This window comes from Cryobacterium sp. Hh11, assembly GCF_004404045.1.
GTDB lineage: Bacteria > Actinomycetota > Actinomycetes > Actinomycetales > Microbacteriaceae > Cryobacterium > Cryobacterium levicorallinum.
Map to the genome: position 1 here is coordinate 144,240 of NZ_SOHF01000025.1, position 15,935 is coordinate 160,174.

At 65.2% G+C, this 15,935-nt stretch carries 14 protein-coding genes and 1 pseudogene; 10 read left to right on the forward strand and 5 right to left on the reverse strand.

The features are described 5' to 3' along the window. Nucleotides 1-113: 113 nt before the first annotated feature. Entirely contained in the window at nt 114-992 is an 879-nt protein-coding gene (locus tag E3T46_RS11800) for a universal stress protein (protein WP_134578695.1), read from the forward strand. A 114-nt stretch (nt 993-1,106) separates the two neighbouring features. Continuing rightward, nucleotides 1,107-2,021 (forward strand): hypothetical protein, encoded by a 915-nt coding sequence (locus tag E3T46_RS11805; protein ID WP_134578696.1) that lies wholly within the window; start codon nt 1,107-1,109, stop codon nt 2,019-2,021. Nucleotides 2,022-2,100: 79 nt separating this feature from the next. Here E3T46_RS11805 and E3T46_RS17990 read toward each other — a convergent pair whose 3' ends face one another. Then, nucleotides 2,101-2,976: an NUDIX domain-containing protein gene (locus E3T46_RS17990; RefSeq protein ID WP_166790262.1), complete on the reverse strand. Its 876-nt coding sequence runs from the start codon at nt 2,974-2,976 to the stop codon at nt 2,101-2,103. Between the two features lie 84 nt (nt 2,977-3,060). Between E3T46_RS17990 and E3T46_RS11815 the strand changes: the two genes are divergently transcribed. From E3T46_RS11815 to E3T46_RS11850, 8 genes and pseudogenes are all read left to right on the forward strand, one after another. Then, on the forward strand, nt 3,061-3,837 hold the full coding sequence (locus E3T46_RS11815) for an MBL fold metallo-hydrolase (protein ID WP_134578791.1): 777 nt from the start codon (nt 3,061-3,063) through the stop codon (nt 3,835-3,837). Nucleotides 3,838-4,292: 455 nt separating this feature from the next. After that, nucleotides 4,293-4,601 carry a hypothetical protein gene (locus E3T46_RS11820; RefSeq protein ID WP_134578697.1) on the forward strand — a complete coding sequence of 103 codons (309 nt, stop codon included), beginning with the start codon at nt 4,293-4,295 and terminating at the stop codon, nt 4,599-4,601. An 18-nt stretch (nt 4,602-4,619) separates the two neighbouring features. Next, nucleotides 4,620-4,847: pseudogene (locus E3T46_RS11825) on the forward strand (ATP-binding cassette domain-containing protein); the annotation flags it as partial. A 152-nt stretch (nt 4,848-4,999) separates the two neighbouring features. Then, nucleotides 5,000-6,241 carry an ABC transporter permease gene (locus tag E3T46_RS11830; protein ID WP_347232617.1) on the forward strand — a complete coding sequence of 414 codons (1,242 nt, stop codon included), beginning with the start codon at nt 5,000-5,002 and terminating at the stop codon, nt 6,239-6,241. A 118-nt stretch (nt 6,242-6,359) separates the two neighbouring features. Next, nucleotides 6,360-8,177: an RNA-binding domain-containing protein gene (locus tag E3T46_RS11835; RefSeq protein WP_134578698.1), complete on the forward strand. Its 1,818-nt coding sequence runs from the start codon at nt 6,360-6,362 to the stop codon at nt 8,175-8,177. A 170-nt stretch (nt 8,178-8,347) separates the two neighbouring features. Continuing rightward, a complete protein-coding gene (locus E3T46_RS11840) occupies nt 8,348-9,823 on the forward strand; it encodes an MFS transporter (RefSeq protein WP_134578699.1) in 1,476 nt (491 codons plus the stop codon). Between the two features lie 137 nt (nt 9,824-9,960). Then, the gene (locus tag E3T46_RS11845) at nt 9,961-10,458 is read left to right on the forward strand and encodes a universal stress protein (RefSeq protein ID WP_134578700.1); all 498 of its coding nucleotides are present in this window, start codon (nt 9,961-9,963) and stop codon (nt 10,456-10,458) included. 256 nt (nt 10,459-10,714) lie between these two features. Beyond that, on the forward strand, nt 10,715-11,869 hold the full coding sequence (locus E3T46_RS11850; RefSeq protein ID WP_134578701.1) for a lytic transglycosylase domain-containing protein: 1,155 nt from the start codon (nt 10,715-10,717) through the stop codon (nt 11,867-11,869). A 12-nt stretch (nt 11,870-11,881) separates the two neighbouring features. On the opposite strand, the gene E3T46_RS11855 is transcribed toward E3T46_RS11850, so the two are convergent. The 4 genes from E3T46_RS11855 to nrdF form a co-directional block, all read right to left on the reverse strand. After that, nucleotides 11,882-13,195, reverse strand: a complete 1,314-nt coding sequence (locus tag E3T46_RS11855) for a class I SAM-dependent methyltransferase (protein ID WP_134578702.1) — start codon at nt 13,193-13,195, stop codon at nt 11,882-11,884. Beyond that, entirely contained in the window at nt 13,192-13,521 is a 330-nt protein-coding gene (locus E3T46_RS18505) for a hypothetical protein (protein ID WP_241980680.1), read from the reverse strand. Before E3T46_RS18505 ends, E3T46_RS11855 begins: the two co-directional genes overlap by 4 nt. Continuing rightward, nucleotides 13,472-14,572, reverse strand: a complete 1,101-nt coding sequence (locus tag E3T46_RS11860; protein ID WP_241980682.1) for an FAD-binding oxidoreductase — start codon at nt 14,570-14,572, stop codon at nt 13,472-13,474. The genes E3T46_RS18505 and E3T46_RS11860 overlap by 50 nt, the downstream gene beginning before the upstream one ends. 252 nt (nt 14,573-14,824) lie before the next feature. After that, a complete protein-coding gene (gene nrdF / locus E3T46_RS11865; RefSeq protein ID WP_104132179.1) occupies nt 14,825-15,799 on the reverse strand; it encodes a class 1b ribonucleoside-diphosphate reductase subunit beta in 975 nt (324 codons plus the stop codon). Between the last annotated feature and the right edge of the window lie 136 nt (nt 15,800-15,935).

Sequence of the window (15,935 nt, forward strand, 5' to 3'; positions counted from 1 at the left end):
TGACTTTCGGCCCTACTTGGGGATGATCGCCGTGGCTAACCTGAAAAGTAGAAGTCGGCGACGGTCACCCGAGCATCCACTCGCGGCCCAGCACCGCAGAAAGGGTTGGGCTCATGACTGACACGCTCACTACCGCCAAGATGGTGGTTGCCTGGGACGGAACGGAGCCGGCCCGAGCGGCCCTGAACTGGTCGCTGGCCCGTGCAACCGGCGGGGACCTCACGCTGGTGCAGGTGCTCGATCGCACGGTGTCGTCGGCGGACTATTTCGTGTTGGAGTCCACGACAGCACGCGCCCGCGAGGTACTCCGCGATGATGCGGAGCGGGTCAGCGCGAAGTATCCGGCGCTGACGGTGCACTCCGAATTGCTCTCCGGAGACCCGATCTCCGAACTGCGCGCGCTGAGCGGAACGGACACCCTTGTCGTCGTCGGAACCCACCGTCACCGCGGGTCGACCCTGCGCTACGAATGGTCGTTGGGGGCACGCCTGGCCGGTTCGGCCAACGGACCCGTCGCGATCATTCCGGAGGGCGACAGCGCTGTGCCGTTCAACACCGGGCACACCGGCATTGTGGTCGGCGTCGACGGATCGGCGGCCTCCAATGCCGCCATCGAATTCGCGGCGGCCGAAGCCGAGCGTTCCGGCGAAGACCTCATCGCGATCCATGCCTGGCAGGAACCGCTGGTCTGGCGCGACACGACCGAACCTGACGCCCGGTTTCTGGAGACCCTGGAGACCACGCACCGGCGCATCCTGGACGAGTCGCTGCGTATCGTCGCCGCCCGCTACCCGATGGTGCGCATCCGTCCGTCGCTGGTGCGCGGCCCGGCCCAGTCGGTGCTGCTCGACGCAGCCCGCGGGGCTGCGCTGCTGGTCGTCGGCGACCACGGCTTCACAGGCCTGTCGAAATTGCTGCTCGGCTCCGTGAGCCACTCGATCGTGCTGAACATCCAGTCCCCCATGGTGGTCATCCCTGCCCCGACGGCCTGACCCGCATTGGGCAGCGCCTCGCGGCACTCGTTCGCGACGCTGGCCCCCCTGGGAACGAGTGCCCGCTTCCGTCCTGAGTGCCGCGAGCTGGCCGCCCGCGGTTAGGGTTTTGGTATGAGCACATTTGCGCTGCCCCCTCGCCGACTGCGCATTTTGGCGACCGGCGTAGCTCTGCTGGGCCTGCTGGCGACCCTGGTCACCTCTCCGACGCCACCCGTTACCGCAGCCCCGCTGCCGACCGCGGTGACGGAACCCGCTCCGTTCGACCCCGGCCGCATCATCAGCGACTACAACTTCTTCAACCCGGATGCCCTCACCGAGAGCGAGATCCAGGATTTTCTCGAAGACCGCTCCTGCGCCCCGAGCGACGGCGTGCCGTGCCTCTGGGAGTACCGCGAGACGACGACCAGCCAACCGGCCAAGGGCGCCGGGCACTGCCTGCCCTATACCGGCGGCGCGAACGAGACCGCCGCCCGCATTATCGCGAAGATCGCGGCGGCCTGCACGATCAGCCCCGAGGTACTGCTGGTGCTGCTGCAAAAGGAACAGTCCCTGCTGACCCGACCGAGCGAATCGGGCTACCTGCGCGCCACCGGCTACGGCTGCCCGGACACCGCCGACTGCGACGCCCAGTACTTCGGATTCTTCAACCAGGTCTACAACGCGGCCTGGCAGTTTCGGCAGTACACCCAGGAACCCGACCGGGCCTTCAAGATCGGCACGGTCGACGTGGGTTTCAACCCCAACGCCGAGTGCGGTTCAACCCCAGTCGCCATCGAAAACCAGGCCACGGCTAACCTGTACAACTACACGCCTTACCAGCCCAACCCGGTGGCCGTGCAAAACGCTGGTGACGAGGGCGATGCCTGCTCGACCTACGGCAACCTCAATTTCTGGCTGTTCTACAACGCCTGGTTCGGAGATTCCGCGTTCGTACCGTTCTCCGTCGTGTTCGACGAATGCTTGAACTTCGTCGGCGGCCAGAACTGCCGCGTGCCGTCGCTGATCCCTGTCGGCCCGGCCGCCTGACCCGGGCGCCTTACCCGGGCGTCCGAGCGTTCCGTTCAGCAAGCGCTCAAATCGAGCGGCCCGACGAGCGGCTGAGGCGTTACGCCCGATCGCTCGCCGTGTACACCCACGGGACCTGGCCGATCTCCAGCCGATGCCGGCCCCCTTCCTGCTCGATGTGGGCCTGGTCGTCGTAGGCCACATCGCCCGCCCAGAACAGCACTTGCCCACGCTCGCTCGCTCCGAGTCGGGTCTCGTAGTGCGCCAACCCACGCCCGGTGAAATGCGCCACGATCGCGGCCACCGACTCGAACCCCTGCAGCCCGTGCAGCGTCACCCAGGTCGGTGCCACGAGCGTCATCACAGCGGATGCGTGCCGCTCCAGCGCGATCGCGGGCCGAAGCCAGGCGTAGTCGATGACCTCATCTTCGGCGAGCACAATGATACCGGCCGGTGCCGCCGTGAGGTAAAACCAGGTGCGCATGCGCTTCGGCGCGATCGAGGGCGGAATCCACAGCGCGGTCGAGACGAGCGCATCCGGCGACACCGTAAGCCCGGTCTCCTCCCGCACCTCGCGCACGGCGGCCCGGCGGGCGGCGAGCTGTTCGACGGCCTCGGCTGCCTCGGCTGCCTCGGCTGCCTCGGCTGCCGCCGGGGCGATAGGGTCGTCCGAATCAGCAGAATCACCAGCATCCGCGCCGGCGATCATAGCCTCGGTATCCTCGGCGACGGTCGCTGCGCTGCCACCCGACGCCGCGACATCCGCTAGTAATCGGTCCTCCGGATCAACGCCACCACCGGGAAACACCCAGGCACCGGCAAACGACCCGCGATGGCGCGGACGTTCGAGCAGCAATACCTCGGGCCCCTCGGCACCGTCACGCAGCAACACCACCGTCGCGGCCACCCCGAGAGGCGCAGCCGGGCTCGCACCATCCCCGATCAAAACCGGGCCGGTCTGTGCATCTCGCGTCATCGCGTGGTCCTCATCGATCAGGTTCCCCCCACCCTAACGCCGACCCCCGACACCGACACCGACACCGACACTAAGCTGCGAGCTATGCCCGACCACGACGCACAACCGCAGCGCACGAGCCCATTCACCCGCAGCCTGCTCGCTCCGAACGCGGGGCCGATGACCCTCGACGGCACCAATTCGTACCTCATTGCCGCGCCCGGCACGACCGACATCGTCGTGGTAGACCCCGGTCCCCTCGACGATGGTCACCTCGCTGCCCTCGCCGCGGCTGGGCGGGTCACACTCGTCCTCGTGACCCATCGGCACGCCGACCACACGGCCGCGAGCGCACGGTTCTCCGAACTGACCGGAGCCCCGGTGCGAGCATTCGATCGGGCCTATTGCGTGGGTGGCGAACCCCTCTTCGACGGTGAACTGATCGAGGCTGGCGGCACCAGCATCCACATCGTGCACACCCCCGGGCACACCGACGATTCCGTCTGCCTGCACCTGCCGGACGACGGCCCGACCGGCTCGGTGCTCACCGGCGACACCATTCTCGGCCGCGGAACCTCCATCATCGACGGCACCCTCGCCGACTACCTCGCCTCACTCGAATGTCTGCGCGCGCTCGGCCCGGCCTTTGTGCTGCCGGCCCATGGCCCGGTGCTGCCCGACCTCGCCGCCAGCTGCGACACCTACCTCGCCCACCGGCGCGAGCGTCTCGACCAGGTGCGTGCCGCCCTGCGAGAGCTCGGCGACGATGCGAGCACGGCTCAGGTTACCGACGTGGTCTACGCCCAAACGGATGCCGCGGTGCGGTTCGCCGCCGAGGCATCCGTTCGCGCGCAGCTGGCCTACCTGCGCGGCAGCAGCTGACCCGCAAAGCTACTTGCCGGGCTTCTTTTTCTCCAGGTGGCTGGCCCTCAGGGCGCGGGCTCTTGCCGCGGCGGTATCCGCTTCAGCGCTGAACCGTGCGTTCCGCATGCCTGAGCTTGCCGCTCGGGCAACCTTGTTGCTCTGTTTGGGATTTTGGGCCATGGTGCTGTTTCCAATCACGTGTAACCGGGAGGCGACGCCTTGCTGCCCACCATATCCGCCCGAAGCATGCCGCGGCTGTGTGGCGCACGCGTCGGGATCGACGAGTCGAGTTTCGGCCCGGCAGCAGAAGAGGCCTGCACGCGCAAAACTGAGGCCATGGCCGAAAACAAGACGCAACCGACCGTATCCTCCGTCGAAGATTTCCTCGACGCGGCAACGCCACTTATGCCGACTCGGTCGAGGTCTCCATTGAAACCGGCGAACTCGCCGGCCCGCCCACCATCACTGGGCAGGTGCCCGAGGTCGCCGCCATCTTCGACACCGCGTCGATCGCGCTCGAGGTCACCGGCCGCCGGGTGATCGTGTTGCCGGGCGACCTGCCGGTCTACCGCACCCTGCGGGTCGGAGTGTCCGGCCCAGACGTGCTGCAGCTCAAGCAGGGTTTGAGCGTGGCCGGAATCGAGCCAGGACCGCTCGACTCCGACGTGTTCAACGCCAGAACGGCCAGTGCGGTCACCGGGCTCGCCGCCGAAGGATTCGTCGAGATCACCGCCGTCGACGGCTCGCCGGCGGTCGGGGATCTCGTCGTGGTGGGCCGGTGATCTCGTCGTGGTGGGCCGGTGATCGCGGCCCCGGTCGTCGAACTGGTCAACGTCACGAGGTCGTTTCCCGGCCCGCCCGAGGTGCAGGCTCTCAAATCGGTCAACCTGCGGGTTGAACGCGGCGACTACCTGTCGATCGTCGGTCCGAGCAGATCCGGCAAGTCCACCATGCTCAACCTGCTCGGACTGCTCGACCAGCCGAGCGTCGGCGAATACCACCTCGACGGCACCTCTACCAGCCTGCTCGACGAGTAGCGCGCACCGAATCGCAGCCCCCCGGCTCAGCTTCCACCCCCACCGGACTCGCCAACGCAACCGGTACCCCGACCGCCGCAGCATCCGCTCACCCAGCCAGTACCGACGAACAGGTCGCCGCACTCTCCGGCCCACCCAGCATCGTGCCGGTCATTCGCCGGACCGACCGGTTCTCGGTGCAGGACCTGCTGGTCGAGGCGAGTTACGGCGTCGGCGCCCGGCCCAGCCGGCTCGTCATGACGACCCTCGGCACCGTGCTCGGCATCGCCTCCCTGGTGGTCACCATCGGATTCGCGCAGACGGCCGCCGGGCAGATCTCCAACCAGTTCGACGCGGTCTCGGCGACCCAGATCATGATCGAGCCGGCCTCGACCCGCAATTCGAGCGGCGCTGAGCAGGCCACCGGCCGGCTGCCGTGGGATGCCCCGGAGCGGGTCGATCGGCTGGCCGGGGTGGAACGCGCGGGTCTCGTGGCGGATGTCGATGTTGCCGGCCAGGCCGTGACATCCGTTCCGGTCAATGATCCTTCGGCCGCGCAAACACTGAGCCCCGCCGTCATCGCTGCCTCATCTGAACTGCTCGCCGCGGTGCGCGGGCAGGTCGTCACCGGACGCTTCTTCGACGCCGGCCACGACGAGCGCGGCGACCGGGTGGCCGTGCTCGGGGAGCGGGCCGCCGAAACGCTCGGCATCAACCGGGTCGACAGCCAGCCGTCGATCTTCATTGGTGAGGTGTCGTACACCGTCATCGGCATCATCGACGGCGTCGAACGTCGTGCCCGCCTGCTCGACACCGTCATCGTCATCGTGCCGCTGAACACTGCCCGCGTGCAGTTCGGCCTGACCGCCCCAGCCGAACTGCACGTGCAAATTGAGGTCGGTGCCGGCACTCTGGTGTCGCGGCAGGCGCCGATCGCACTCGACCCGAGCGCTCCGGAGAATTTCACGGTGCAGGCGCCCGCCGCGGCGTCATCGCTGCAGGACAATATTCAGGCCGACATCAACATAGTCTTTCTCACCCTCGGCATTCTTGCGCTGCTCGCCGGCGGCCTCGGCATCGCTAACGTCACCCTGCTCTCGGTAATGGAGCGGGTCGGCGAGATCGGCCTGCGCCGGGCGCTCGGCGAGACCCGGCGCGACATTGCCCGGCAGTTCATCGTAGAGTCGGCCGTGATCGGCCTGCTCGGCGGGTTGATCGGCTCGGCCCTCGGGGTCTTCGCGGTCGTCGTCGTCTCATTGCTGCAGGGCTGGACCCCGATTCTCGACCCGGTCGTCGCGATCGGGGCCGCCCGGCTCGGAACGGTCGTCGGCCTCGCAGCCGGCGCCTATCCCGCGATGCGCGCCTCCAACATCGAGCCGATCACCGCCCTTCGCGGCGGCACGTGATCCGCGGCTACGACTCACACGCCGCGCAGTCTGAGGGCCATAGGTGGCACCTCACAAATGATTCGAGTATGACACGAGATACCTAGTGCGGTCGTATCATACCTGTTATCATTTGGCTATGACAGTACGTGAGGAAGCTGAGTCAGCATTGACCGAGATTGGGGACGGCTGGAACGCTGATTCGCTCGAGGGCACAAGGCTTGACTTCAAGCAGACCCCACCGAGCGGTGACCGACGGGCTCCCGAAAAATTCCTCAAGGACCTCGCCGAATCCGTCGTCTGTTTCGCCAATGCGCAAAATGGCGGCATTCTCATCATCGGCGTGAAGGATAAAGCAGCGACGCGATCTGAAGCAATCGTCGGAGTCGACACCACAAAATGGCTCATCAATGACATCGTCAACAACATGCACGCCCGCACAAGCCCGTCGATCACGGTTCACCCCCACACACTAATTGTGGACGGCAAGAGCATCCTGGTGCTGGGCGTCCCGGACGGAAGCGACGTCTACAGCACAACGGAGGGCGTCTACAAGATCCGCCTCAACGACCGCTGCGTCGCCCTCGAAGGCGAGCAGCTCCGTGGCCTCAGAGCCATTCGACAAGGGCGCGACTGGTCCGCCGAACCAGCAAGCATAGAGTGGAGTCAACTGTCCCGGGCAGCCATCGAGAGAGGCGCCCAGCTCCTCTCACTGAATGGCAATGACGAGTTAGCGTCAATCGCCCTCTCAGACTTCCCCGCCTTCGCCAAGGCGACCGAACTCGCGACTGCGAACGGGGGACCGAATCGTGCCGCAGTGCTGCTTTACGGAAATCCTGAGGCCCTGAAGACAATCTTTCAATGGGGAGTCAACGTGCAATCACGCCCCAGTTTGGGAGGCGACCCCCGAATTCTGATGCGACGAGACGACACGTCTTTGCCGTTAGTGCTACTGCTCGACCAACTCCTCACGACTGTTGGCTCACTTGCGCGCAGCCAGTTTATTCGTGTCGGCGCCGAACAAATCGAACTCGTCGACTACCCGAGAGACGCACTTCGCGAGGTTATTGCCAATGCCTTCGCGCACCGAGACTGGGAGGCCGCTGGCGTCGTCGAGATCATCCACAGCCCCGAGGAGCTGGTCGTCACGAGCCCAGGCGGCCTCCTACCATCCCTCCGCGTCGACCGCCTCTTGCATGATGCCGCGTCACCACGAAACCCCAAACTAGCCGGGCACATGGCCAGGCTTCGATTGGCAGAAATGAGCGGACTCGGTTTCGACCGGATTTTCCGATCCGTCGCCCTCCTGGGTAAAGAGCCACCCGCCCTCGAAGACGGGCCTCGGTTCCGAGTGGCGCTCATTGGCGGCGCCGGTGATGAGGCTTTCGCGCGATTTCTGAGAAGCTCCGCAATGCCAGACGCCCTCGCAACTGATGTCGACGTACTCACTGTCCTAACCGCGCTGAGGCACAACCGGTCAGTGAACGCTGACACAGTTTCGACAAGGCTCCAGCGAAACCCGAATGACACGCAGAGAATCCTAATCCGGATGCATACTGCCGAGCTCATCCAACCCACGAAGGGCACAACGCGACGGGCACACCCGAACTACCTACTCTCATCGCGCACGATCGCTGGTATGCGTTCGGCACTGACGTACCGCACAGATAGCATCGACGCCGACGATGAAAAACTCCTCCGCCACCTCAAACGTCACGATCGCATTTCGAACGAGGACGTCCGCAACTATCTTGACTGCGATGTCGTCACCGCACGGAATCGGCTGACACGCCTGAGGACTCGAAAGCTCATCGATTTTGCCCCAGATAGCCCTCGCCGCGGCCCAATGGTCGTCTACGTAGCCACGGGGCTCAACGCGACTACGGCGGCGAAGCCCACCACCGCTGCTCCAACCGCCGAGGACTCGACCCCCCCGGCCAGGCGGCCCCGTGGGTGAACCCAACACCCTGTTCTGACAGGCCGAGAAGGACAAAGTTCGCGGCAGAGTGGCCCTCAAAATACGGCCCAGAATTCGGTAACCTTCGTCACGGTCAGGCCCCCGACAGGGTGCTGTCACGCGCCCCAGACGATGCCGGCTACGCACCCCGGCTTTAGAGTGAGTGGAACATGCCGAATACACCCCATCCCAGCTCCGAACATGCCGACCGGCTGAAGCGGCAAGCCTTCTGGGTCTGCGTCGGAGTTGCATCGCTCACCATTCTCGACCTGTCCAAGATCAATGTTGGCCTGCCCGCCATCGAACAGTCGCTCGGCGGCGGTACCACCGAACTCCAGCTGATCGTCGCTGGTTACGCCCTCGCTTTCGGGCTTGCGCTGGTACCGTCCGGTCGGCTGGGCGACATTCATTCCCGGCGACTCATGTTCATCGTGGGTCTCAGTTCATTTACGGTCGCGAGCATCCTGTGCGCGATCGCGCCCACGATCGAGTTCCTGATAGTAGCGCGCATCGTGCAGGGAATTGCTGCGGGAATCCAGATGCCGCAGGTACTCGGGCTGATCCAGCAGCTCTACCAGGGCGCGGCACGAGGGCACGCATCCGGCTTGTTTGGCGCGGTCATTGGAATTTCGACGGCCTTCGGGCCGACGCTGGGTGGCCTCCTGATCGCCGTGGGCGGCCCAGAGAACGGATGGCGTCTGTCTTTTTGGATGAACGTGCCGTTGGGCCTGCTGGCACTCTTTTTCGCGATGCGCGTGCTTCCGAAACGTCAGAGTCATGCCCGGGAGCAGACCGGACTGGACCTGGTCGGCATCCTCTTGCTCGGAATTGCCACCCTCGGCCTCATGCTCCCGTTCGTGCTGACGACCGGTTCGCCAACGGATGACCACAACCGTTGGTTCTGGCTCATTGTCTTCGGCCTATCCGGTGCCGCATTCTTCTGGTGGGAACGGCGATACCAGCAGATCGGCAAGTCACCCGTTATAGATTTCTCGCTCTTTCGCACGGCGTCCTATCGCAACGGGATACTGATTTCGACGGCATATTTTGCGGCGATTCCACCGTACTTTCTGCTGGTCACCCTCTTTTTGCAGCAGGGCCTCGGGCTGGAACCCGTCTTCGCCGGAATGGTCAGCATCTCATTTGCTCTCGCTTCCGCCGTTACGTCGTGGATCGGCGGTCGCCTGGTCTTTCGCTGGGGCCGCCAGCTCGTCGCCGCCGGCCTGGTCACGGTCATGATCGGCTTTGTGCTCGTTCTGCTTGCGGGACTGTTCGCCTCGGTGAACCTCGCTCCGTGGCTCATCGCCGCAGCCATGACTATGACCGGCGCCGGCGGTGGCCTCGTCATTTCGCCGAACCAGACGCTCACCCTGAGCGACGTTCCGGTCACTCAGGGCGGTGTCGCCGGGTCGATGGCCCAGGTCGGTCAGCGAGTGGGAACCGCGATCGGAGTCGCGGCCATAATCTCGACCTTCTACGCGATGTTGTACGCGGAGGCGAGCCAGCCTGATCGCGTGCAGGTGTTTCGTGACGGCTTCTTCAGCGGCATCCTGGTCGCGTTGGCACTCATCGCCGTTGCCCTGGCCTTCGCCCTGGTCGATTTGTTCGGAGGCCGAACTGAAAAATCCACCGTACCGAACGTCTGAAGTCCTGCTCGTCGCTGGACGAAAATCTCTGTATCCGCCAAACGGCAAATCGGGGCGGAGTCTGCCATGCTGACGGTGACCCGCTGTTCGGCAGGCGTTTCGGTTCGTCTGCGGGCCCTTGAGTAAAGGAGTTCAGCATGAGCGCGTGCGTGATTGTTGGGGTAGTGCCCGGCCAAGCGGATACCGTCGTCGTGCAGGCGGCCATATTCGCGGCGCGCTTCAACGCGGAGCTGGTGTGCGCATCCGTCGACGCCGGCCAGTACCGGGTCTACGACCTGGGCGACGGAACGATGACGAGTCTGCCATTCACTGCGGACTCGCCCGAACGTGCGGAGGCGAGATTCGACCCGGATCTCGCGGCGCACCTGGCCGTGCTTCTCGACGGATGCAGGCTCACCTGGAGCACCCGAGCCCTGGCCGGCAATCCGGCCGGGGCCCTCGGCGACCTGGCAGACACGCTGAGTGCCGCGATGATCGTGGTCGGAACCAGGGAGGCGACCTTGCGGGCCAGCCTGCAGGAGTTCATCAACGGTTCGGTGGCGGCCCAGTTGGCGCACCGTCAGCATCGTCCGGTGGTGGTGATTCCCCTCGCCCCGGTTCCGTCTGATCAGCCCCTACCTTGGGACCCCGCCTGATCCCGGCAAGCGGTAAACGTGCCCCTCAAGCCCCGTTAAACCTTCCCCTAAAACCTCGTCAAACGTGCCCCTAAAAGCTCGTCAAACCTTCCCCTAAAGGCTCGACTCGGCCCGATCGACGATGTGCGGCGCGAACCTGCAGGCAGAGCCATGAGCATCCGTTGTGACCGTCGCCGTCCGCGCGGATTCACCCACCCACCGGTTTTCCCGGGTCCAACGGCTAAACTCGCCGTCTACGGGGTGAGGACTAAGTTCCATGAAACAACCGGGCATGTTTCTCTGCCTCGTGACCGCCGCCGCCATCGCGGCCGGCAGCGTCACCACGAGTTCGGCCGCCGCCGTCGACGATTACCCGACCTGGGACCAGGTGGAAGCCGCCAAGAGCAGCGTCGCCGCCACTCTCGCCGAGGTGGCCGCAATCGAACTCGCGCTCGACGAGTTGCAGACCCGCGCCGCCACCTTCGGCGACGACGCCGTAGCACTCGGCGCCGCCCATGAACAAACACAGGCGGATTACAGCGCAGCCGCAGCCCAGCAGAGCGTGCTCTCCGTTCAAGCGGATGCCGCATCCGCTCGCTCTGTCGACAGCAGCACCCGACTGGGCGCGTTGGGGGCCCAGCTTTACCGCGCCGCAGGCACCGATTTGAGTCTGGGCGCCTTCTTCGACAGCACGCACTCCGACGACCTGCTGTTTCGGCTCGGCACGATGGAGCGACTCACGGAGCAGGCGGGGCGGCTCACCGCGGAGGCTGATGCCGAACGCAACTCGGCCGAGGCGCTCAGCGCGCAAGCCGAAGCGATGACCACGGAGCGCGACCGATTGCAGGCCGCAGCACTGGCCGGGCTGACGGCTGCGCGCGCGGCCCAGCAAGCAGCCGACGCGGAGGTCGTCTTAAAGCAGTCCACGAGCGCGGTGCTCTATGCCCAGCTCGCGTCGCTGAAGAACTCATCCGCCGACGTGGAGAGGCAGTATCGAAACGGCGTGGCCGCCCAGCAGCAGTATCTCGAACACCAGCGCCAGGCTGCGGCCACCGCGGCGGCTGAGGCGTCCGCGTCATCCGGATCACCCGCGTCGTCGCCCGTACCGCCCGCCGGAGCCGTGATCGATCGCAGCGGCGCGCAGGCGATCGCCGCCACCCAGGTCGCCGCCCGGGGCTGGGGCACCGCCGAATTCACCTGCCTGGTTCAGCTCTGGCAACGGGAGTCAGGTTGGCGGGTGAGCGCCTACAACGCGTCCAGCGGCGCCTACGGAATTCCCCAGTCGCTTCCTGGGAGCAAGATGCAGACTGCAGGCGACGACTGGCAAACAAACCCCGCCACCCAGATCACCTGGGGCCTCGGCTACATCGCTTCCCGCTACAGCACCCCCTGTGGCGCCTGGGCACACTCCGAGGAGTACAACTGGTACTGAGCCCGGCTGCTGCTACGGCGTCCACCACGGCCGCAACGGCAGATCCCCGGCCGCGCCACCCTCGTGGGGCCTGGTCATCAGCACCTGGTGCAACTGGATCCCATTGCGCTCGAAGCCGAGCCGCGAACCCGCCATGTACAGCCCCCACACTTTCGCGGTGGGCAGCCCGACCTCCGCGACGGCCTCGTCCCAATGCTCGACCAGGTTGGCGCCCCAGTCGCGCAGAGTGAGCGCGTAGTGCTGGCGCAGGTTTTCCTCGTGCAGCACCTCGAGGCCTGTATCCTGCGCTTCGCTAATGATCCGGCCCGAGCCGGTGAGCTCCCCATCGGGGAAGACATAACGATCGATGAACCCGCGAGTCGCCGGTTCGGTCTGATTCTCCGGCCGGGTGATGCAGTGATTGAGCAGCAAGCCGCCGGGGCGCAGCCTGTCCTGCAGAAAGCGGAAGTACGACGCATAGTTGCGCACGCCGATGTGTTCGAGCAGCCCGATGGACGATATCGCATCAAAGCCGGTTTCCGTGACGTCGCGGTAGTCGCCGAAGCGAACCTCCGCCAGATCGCTCAGGCCGTCCTCGGCGACGGCCCGCTGCGCCCACGCGGTCTGCTCGATCGAGAGCGTGACTCCGGTGGCGCGCACACCGCGCCGGGCGGCGTAGCGCACCATGCCGCCCCAACCGCACCCGACGTCGAGTAGCCGGTCGCCCGGCCTCAGCCGCAGCTTCTCAAACACGAGTCGGTATTTGTTCTCCTGCGCCTCGTCCAGGGAGGCGTCGCCGCTCGGGTAGCAGGCGCAGGTGTAGGTCATCGACGACCCAAGCACCCACTCGTAGAACCTGTTCGAGACGTCGTAGTGGTGGTGGATCGCGTCGGCGTCACGAGTCTTGCTGTGTCGTAGCCCTCCCGCAACGCGGCGCCAGCGGGGTTCCGCCTCCTCCGGCGGCGGCTCGATCGGGCGCAGCTGCCTGATTCCAATAGAGCGGATGATGTCCACCATCAGCCGCGCCGGTGGCCGGGTGAAAACCAGACTCTCGGAGAGTGCCTTGAGCAGTTCGTACGGGTCCCCAGGGTGCACCCCGCGGAGGTCGAGGTCGCCGGCGATATAGGCGCGGGCCAGTCCGAGGTCGCCACGGCCCGTGGCGAGATAGTGGGTGCCGCGCGGCGTCAACAGGTCCAGCCCGAGCGGGACGTCCGGGGGTCCGGCCGAACTCCCGTCGTAGGCGGTGAACCGCACCGGAAGGCGTCCGCCGGCCAGAATCTCCAGAACCTGCGCGATGGTGAACGTGCCGGCCGAAGCATCCGTTTTACGATCTTTGAACGTCGTCATTGTCGTTGCACCGCCTTGGCATAGAGGTCGAGGAGACGTGAATCGGGGTCGTAGCGTTTTTTCGCGGCCCGGTAGGCTTGCCCGCCGTAGAGTTCGTCGAAGTCTTCACGGGAGTAGAACGAGTCGGAGTACAGCGACTTGTGCCCGTCAAGCTCGCCGACCTTGCGTTCGATGCGCCGGTTGGTCTCCCCCTCGATCGACCCGACCGGCACCGTCGACCAGAACCCGACGTTGACGTAGCTCTGCCGAGGTCGCATCGGGTAGAGCGGCCAGCGGTCATCGCCCCGCAAGCGCAGCGGGCACAGCCAGATCGGTGTAATCGGCACCGTATCGAGGATACCAGTCCAGAAATTCCGCGCACCGCTCCAGAGGCACCTCAACGTCTTGCACCACTCGCTCGCGGGGCGGCCGGCCGTGCAGTTTCTCGAGGAGGTCGCCGATCTGAAACCGACGTTCGAGCCTCATCAGTGTTCCGTAAAAGCTGCTGCGCCGGTAACGCCCGGGCCAGCACCGGCGAATAAGCGGATGCTGCGCGCCGAACGCCTCGGAGCACCAGAACCAGTCGGTGTCCCAGCGCCAGAGGTAGTCGTGAATCGTGAGGCGGTCGATTGGAACACCGCGCTCGTGTCGGATGGAGCGGTAGTAGATCTGTTGGCCGGTGTAGTCGCTGACGGGGCCGGGCTCGCTGGTCTGCCGGCCCACACAGAGGTAGCTTTCGTCGGCGCTGAAGACGACACCGTCGAGATAATCGACGGCGACACCGTCGAGGCTGCCGGTCAGCAGGATCCCGTTGATCGCCGCGACCAGGTCGACGAGCGCGTGGAACCGCACGTGGGTGAGAGCGACGAAGGGCGCGACAGGTTCGAGTTCGATACGCAGCCGTACCGCATAGCCCAGAGTTCCGTAGGAGTTGGGGAAGGCATGGTACAGCTCCGGGTTCTCGCGGCGCGATGCGGTGAGCAGTTCTCCGGCGCCGGTGAGGATGTCCAGTTCCAGCACGGATTCGTGGGGCAGGCCGTTGCGGAACGATGTCGACTCGATGCCGAGGCCGGTGACCGCGCCGCCGAGGGTGATGGTCTTCAACTGCGGCACGACCAGCGGCGCCAACCCGTAGCGCAGCGTCTCGGCAACGAGGTTTTCGTAGGTGCACATGCCGGCCACGTCGGCCGTTCGCGCCTCCGTATCAACAGCAATGACGCCGGTCAGTCCGGACGGGTCGAGCCCTGCGACCCGGGCTTTGGTCCGGGTCCGGAACAGATTCGAGGTGGACTTGGCCAATCGAATCGGGGCCGCCGCGGGGACGGCGCGATATCTCTGCAGTAGGCGCTGCACGCCGGCGGCGTGAGCGCTCCGGGCGTCGAGCACAACAGCGGGCACGCCCTCACGTTAGTCCCCGGTGAAGCGATCACACCAGTGCTCGTTGCCACCGATATCGCCCGCGTTCTGGCAGGCTCAGGCCAGGACCACGACGATCGGCACGCCGGCCGGCACACCAGAGCGGCCAGCAATCTTCTTCGCCAGACCCGACGAGTTTCGCGCAGCCGACGCGGCGCGAGCTGCGGCATCCGCTTCATCAACCGGCTTCGAACAGCTATGAGCGCATAGCATTTCCCGAGGTCGTGTGTGTGGTTAGAAGTCCCAGTCGTCGTCTTCGGTCACGACGGCCTTGCCGATCACATACGAGGAGCCCGACCCGCTGAAGAAGTCGTGGTTCTCGTCGCCGTTCGGTGAGAGCGCGGAGAGAATCGCCGGGTTCACGTCGCAGACGTCCTTCGGGAAGATCGCCTCGTAGCCGAGGTTCATCAGCGCCTTATTGGCGTTGTAGTGCAGAAACTTCTTGACGTCTTCGGTCAGGCCGACCTCGTCATAGAGGTCCTGCGTGTACTGCACCTCGTTCTCGTACAGCTCGAACACGAGATTGAAGGTGTAATCCTTGATCTCGTCGCGACGCGCCTGCGTCTCTTTTTCGAGCCCCTTCTGAAACTTGTATCCGATGTAGTAGCCGTGCACGGCTTCGTCACGAATGATCAAACGGATGAGGTCGGCCGTGTTGGTCAGGCGGGCGCGGCTGGAGAAGTACATCGGCAGGTAGAAGCCCGAGTAGAACAGGAACGACTCGAGCAGCACCGAGGCGACCTTTCGCTTGAGCGGGTCGTCACCCTGGTAGTAATCCATGACGATCGAGGCCTTGCGCTGCAGGTTCTCGTTCTCGGTCGACCAGCGAAAAGCTTCGTCGATCTCCTTGGTGGAGGCCAGCGTCGAGAAGATCGAGGAGTAGCTCTTGGCGTGCACCGACTCCATGAAGGCGATGTTCGTGTAGACGGCCTCTTCGTGCGGGGTGATCGCATCGGGGATGAGCGAGACAGCGCCCACTGTGCCCTGGATCGTGTCGAGCAGGGTCAGCCCCGCAAAGACGCGCATCGTGAGCTGCTGCTCCACCGGCGTCAGCTGGTTCCACGACTGGATGTCGTTGCTGAGCGGAACCTTCTCCGGCAGCCAGAAGTTATTGGTCAGGCGGTTCCAGACGTCGACGTCTTTATCGTCTTCGATCTTGTTCCAGTTGATCGCGTCAACGTGCGACACCAGCTTGAGCTTGTCAATCATGGGAGGTCCTCTTCGGATACTGCTTATTGGGTATTGCTTGGGTCGTTACTCGTCGGCGCCGGTGTGCGAAACCCAGCCAACCGCTGGTCGAGCTTGCCGAGACCGCCACGGTATTTCGATGGCGGTCGGGGCAAGC

Bases quoted from the DNA above. Each gene is read 5' to 3' on its own strand.
- E3T46_RS11840 (WP_134578699.1), top strand. From the start codon at position 8,348: ATGCCGAATACACCCCATCCCAGCTCCGAACATGCCGACCGGCTGAAG.
- E3T46_RS11815 (WP_134578791.1), top strand. From the start codon at position 3,061: ATGCCCGACCACGACGCACAACCGCAGCGCACGAGCCCATTCACCCGC.
- nrdF (WP_104132179.1), bottom strand. From the start codon at position 15,799: ATGATTGACAAGCTCAAGCTGGTGTCGCACGTTGACGCGATCAACTGG.
- E3T46_RS11805 (WP_134578696.1), top strand. From the start codon at position 1,107: ATGAGCACATTTGCGCTGCCCCCTCGCCGACTGCGCATTTTGGCGACC.
- E3T46_RS11855 (WP_134578702.1), bottom strand. From the start codon at position 13,195: ATGACGACGTTCAAAGATCGTAAAACGGATGCTTCGGCCGGCACGTTC.
- E3T46_RS11835 (WP_134578698.1), top strand. From the start codon at position 6,360: ATGACAGTACGTGAGGAAGCTGAGTCAGCATTGACCGAGATTGGGGAC.
- E3T46_RS11800 (WP_134578695.1), top strand. From the start codon at position 114: ATGACTGACACGCTCACTACCGCCAAGATGGTGGTTGCCTGGGACGGA.
- E3T46_RS11850 (WP_134578701.1), top strand. From the start codon at position 10,715: ATGAAACAACCGGGCATGTTTCTCTGCCTCGTGACCGCCGCCGCCATC.
- E3T46_RS17990 (WP_166790262.1), bottom strand. From the start codon at position 2,976: ATGACGCGAGATGCACAGACCGGCCCGGTTTTGATCGGGGATGGTGCG.
- E3T46_RS11845 (WP_134578700.1), top strand. From the start codon at position 9,961: ATGAGCGCGTGCGTGATTGTTGGGGTAGTGCCCGGCCAAGCGGATACC.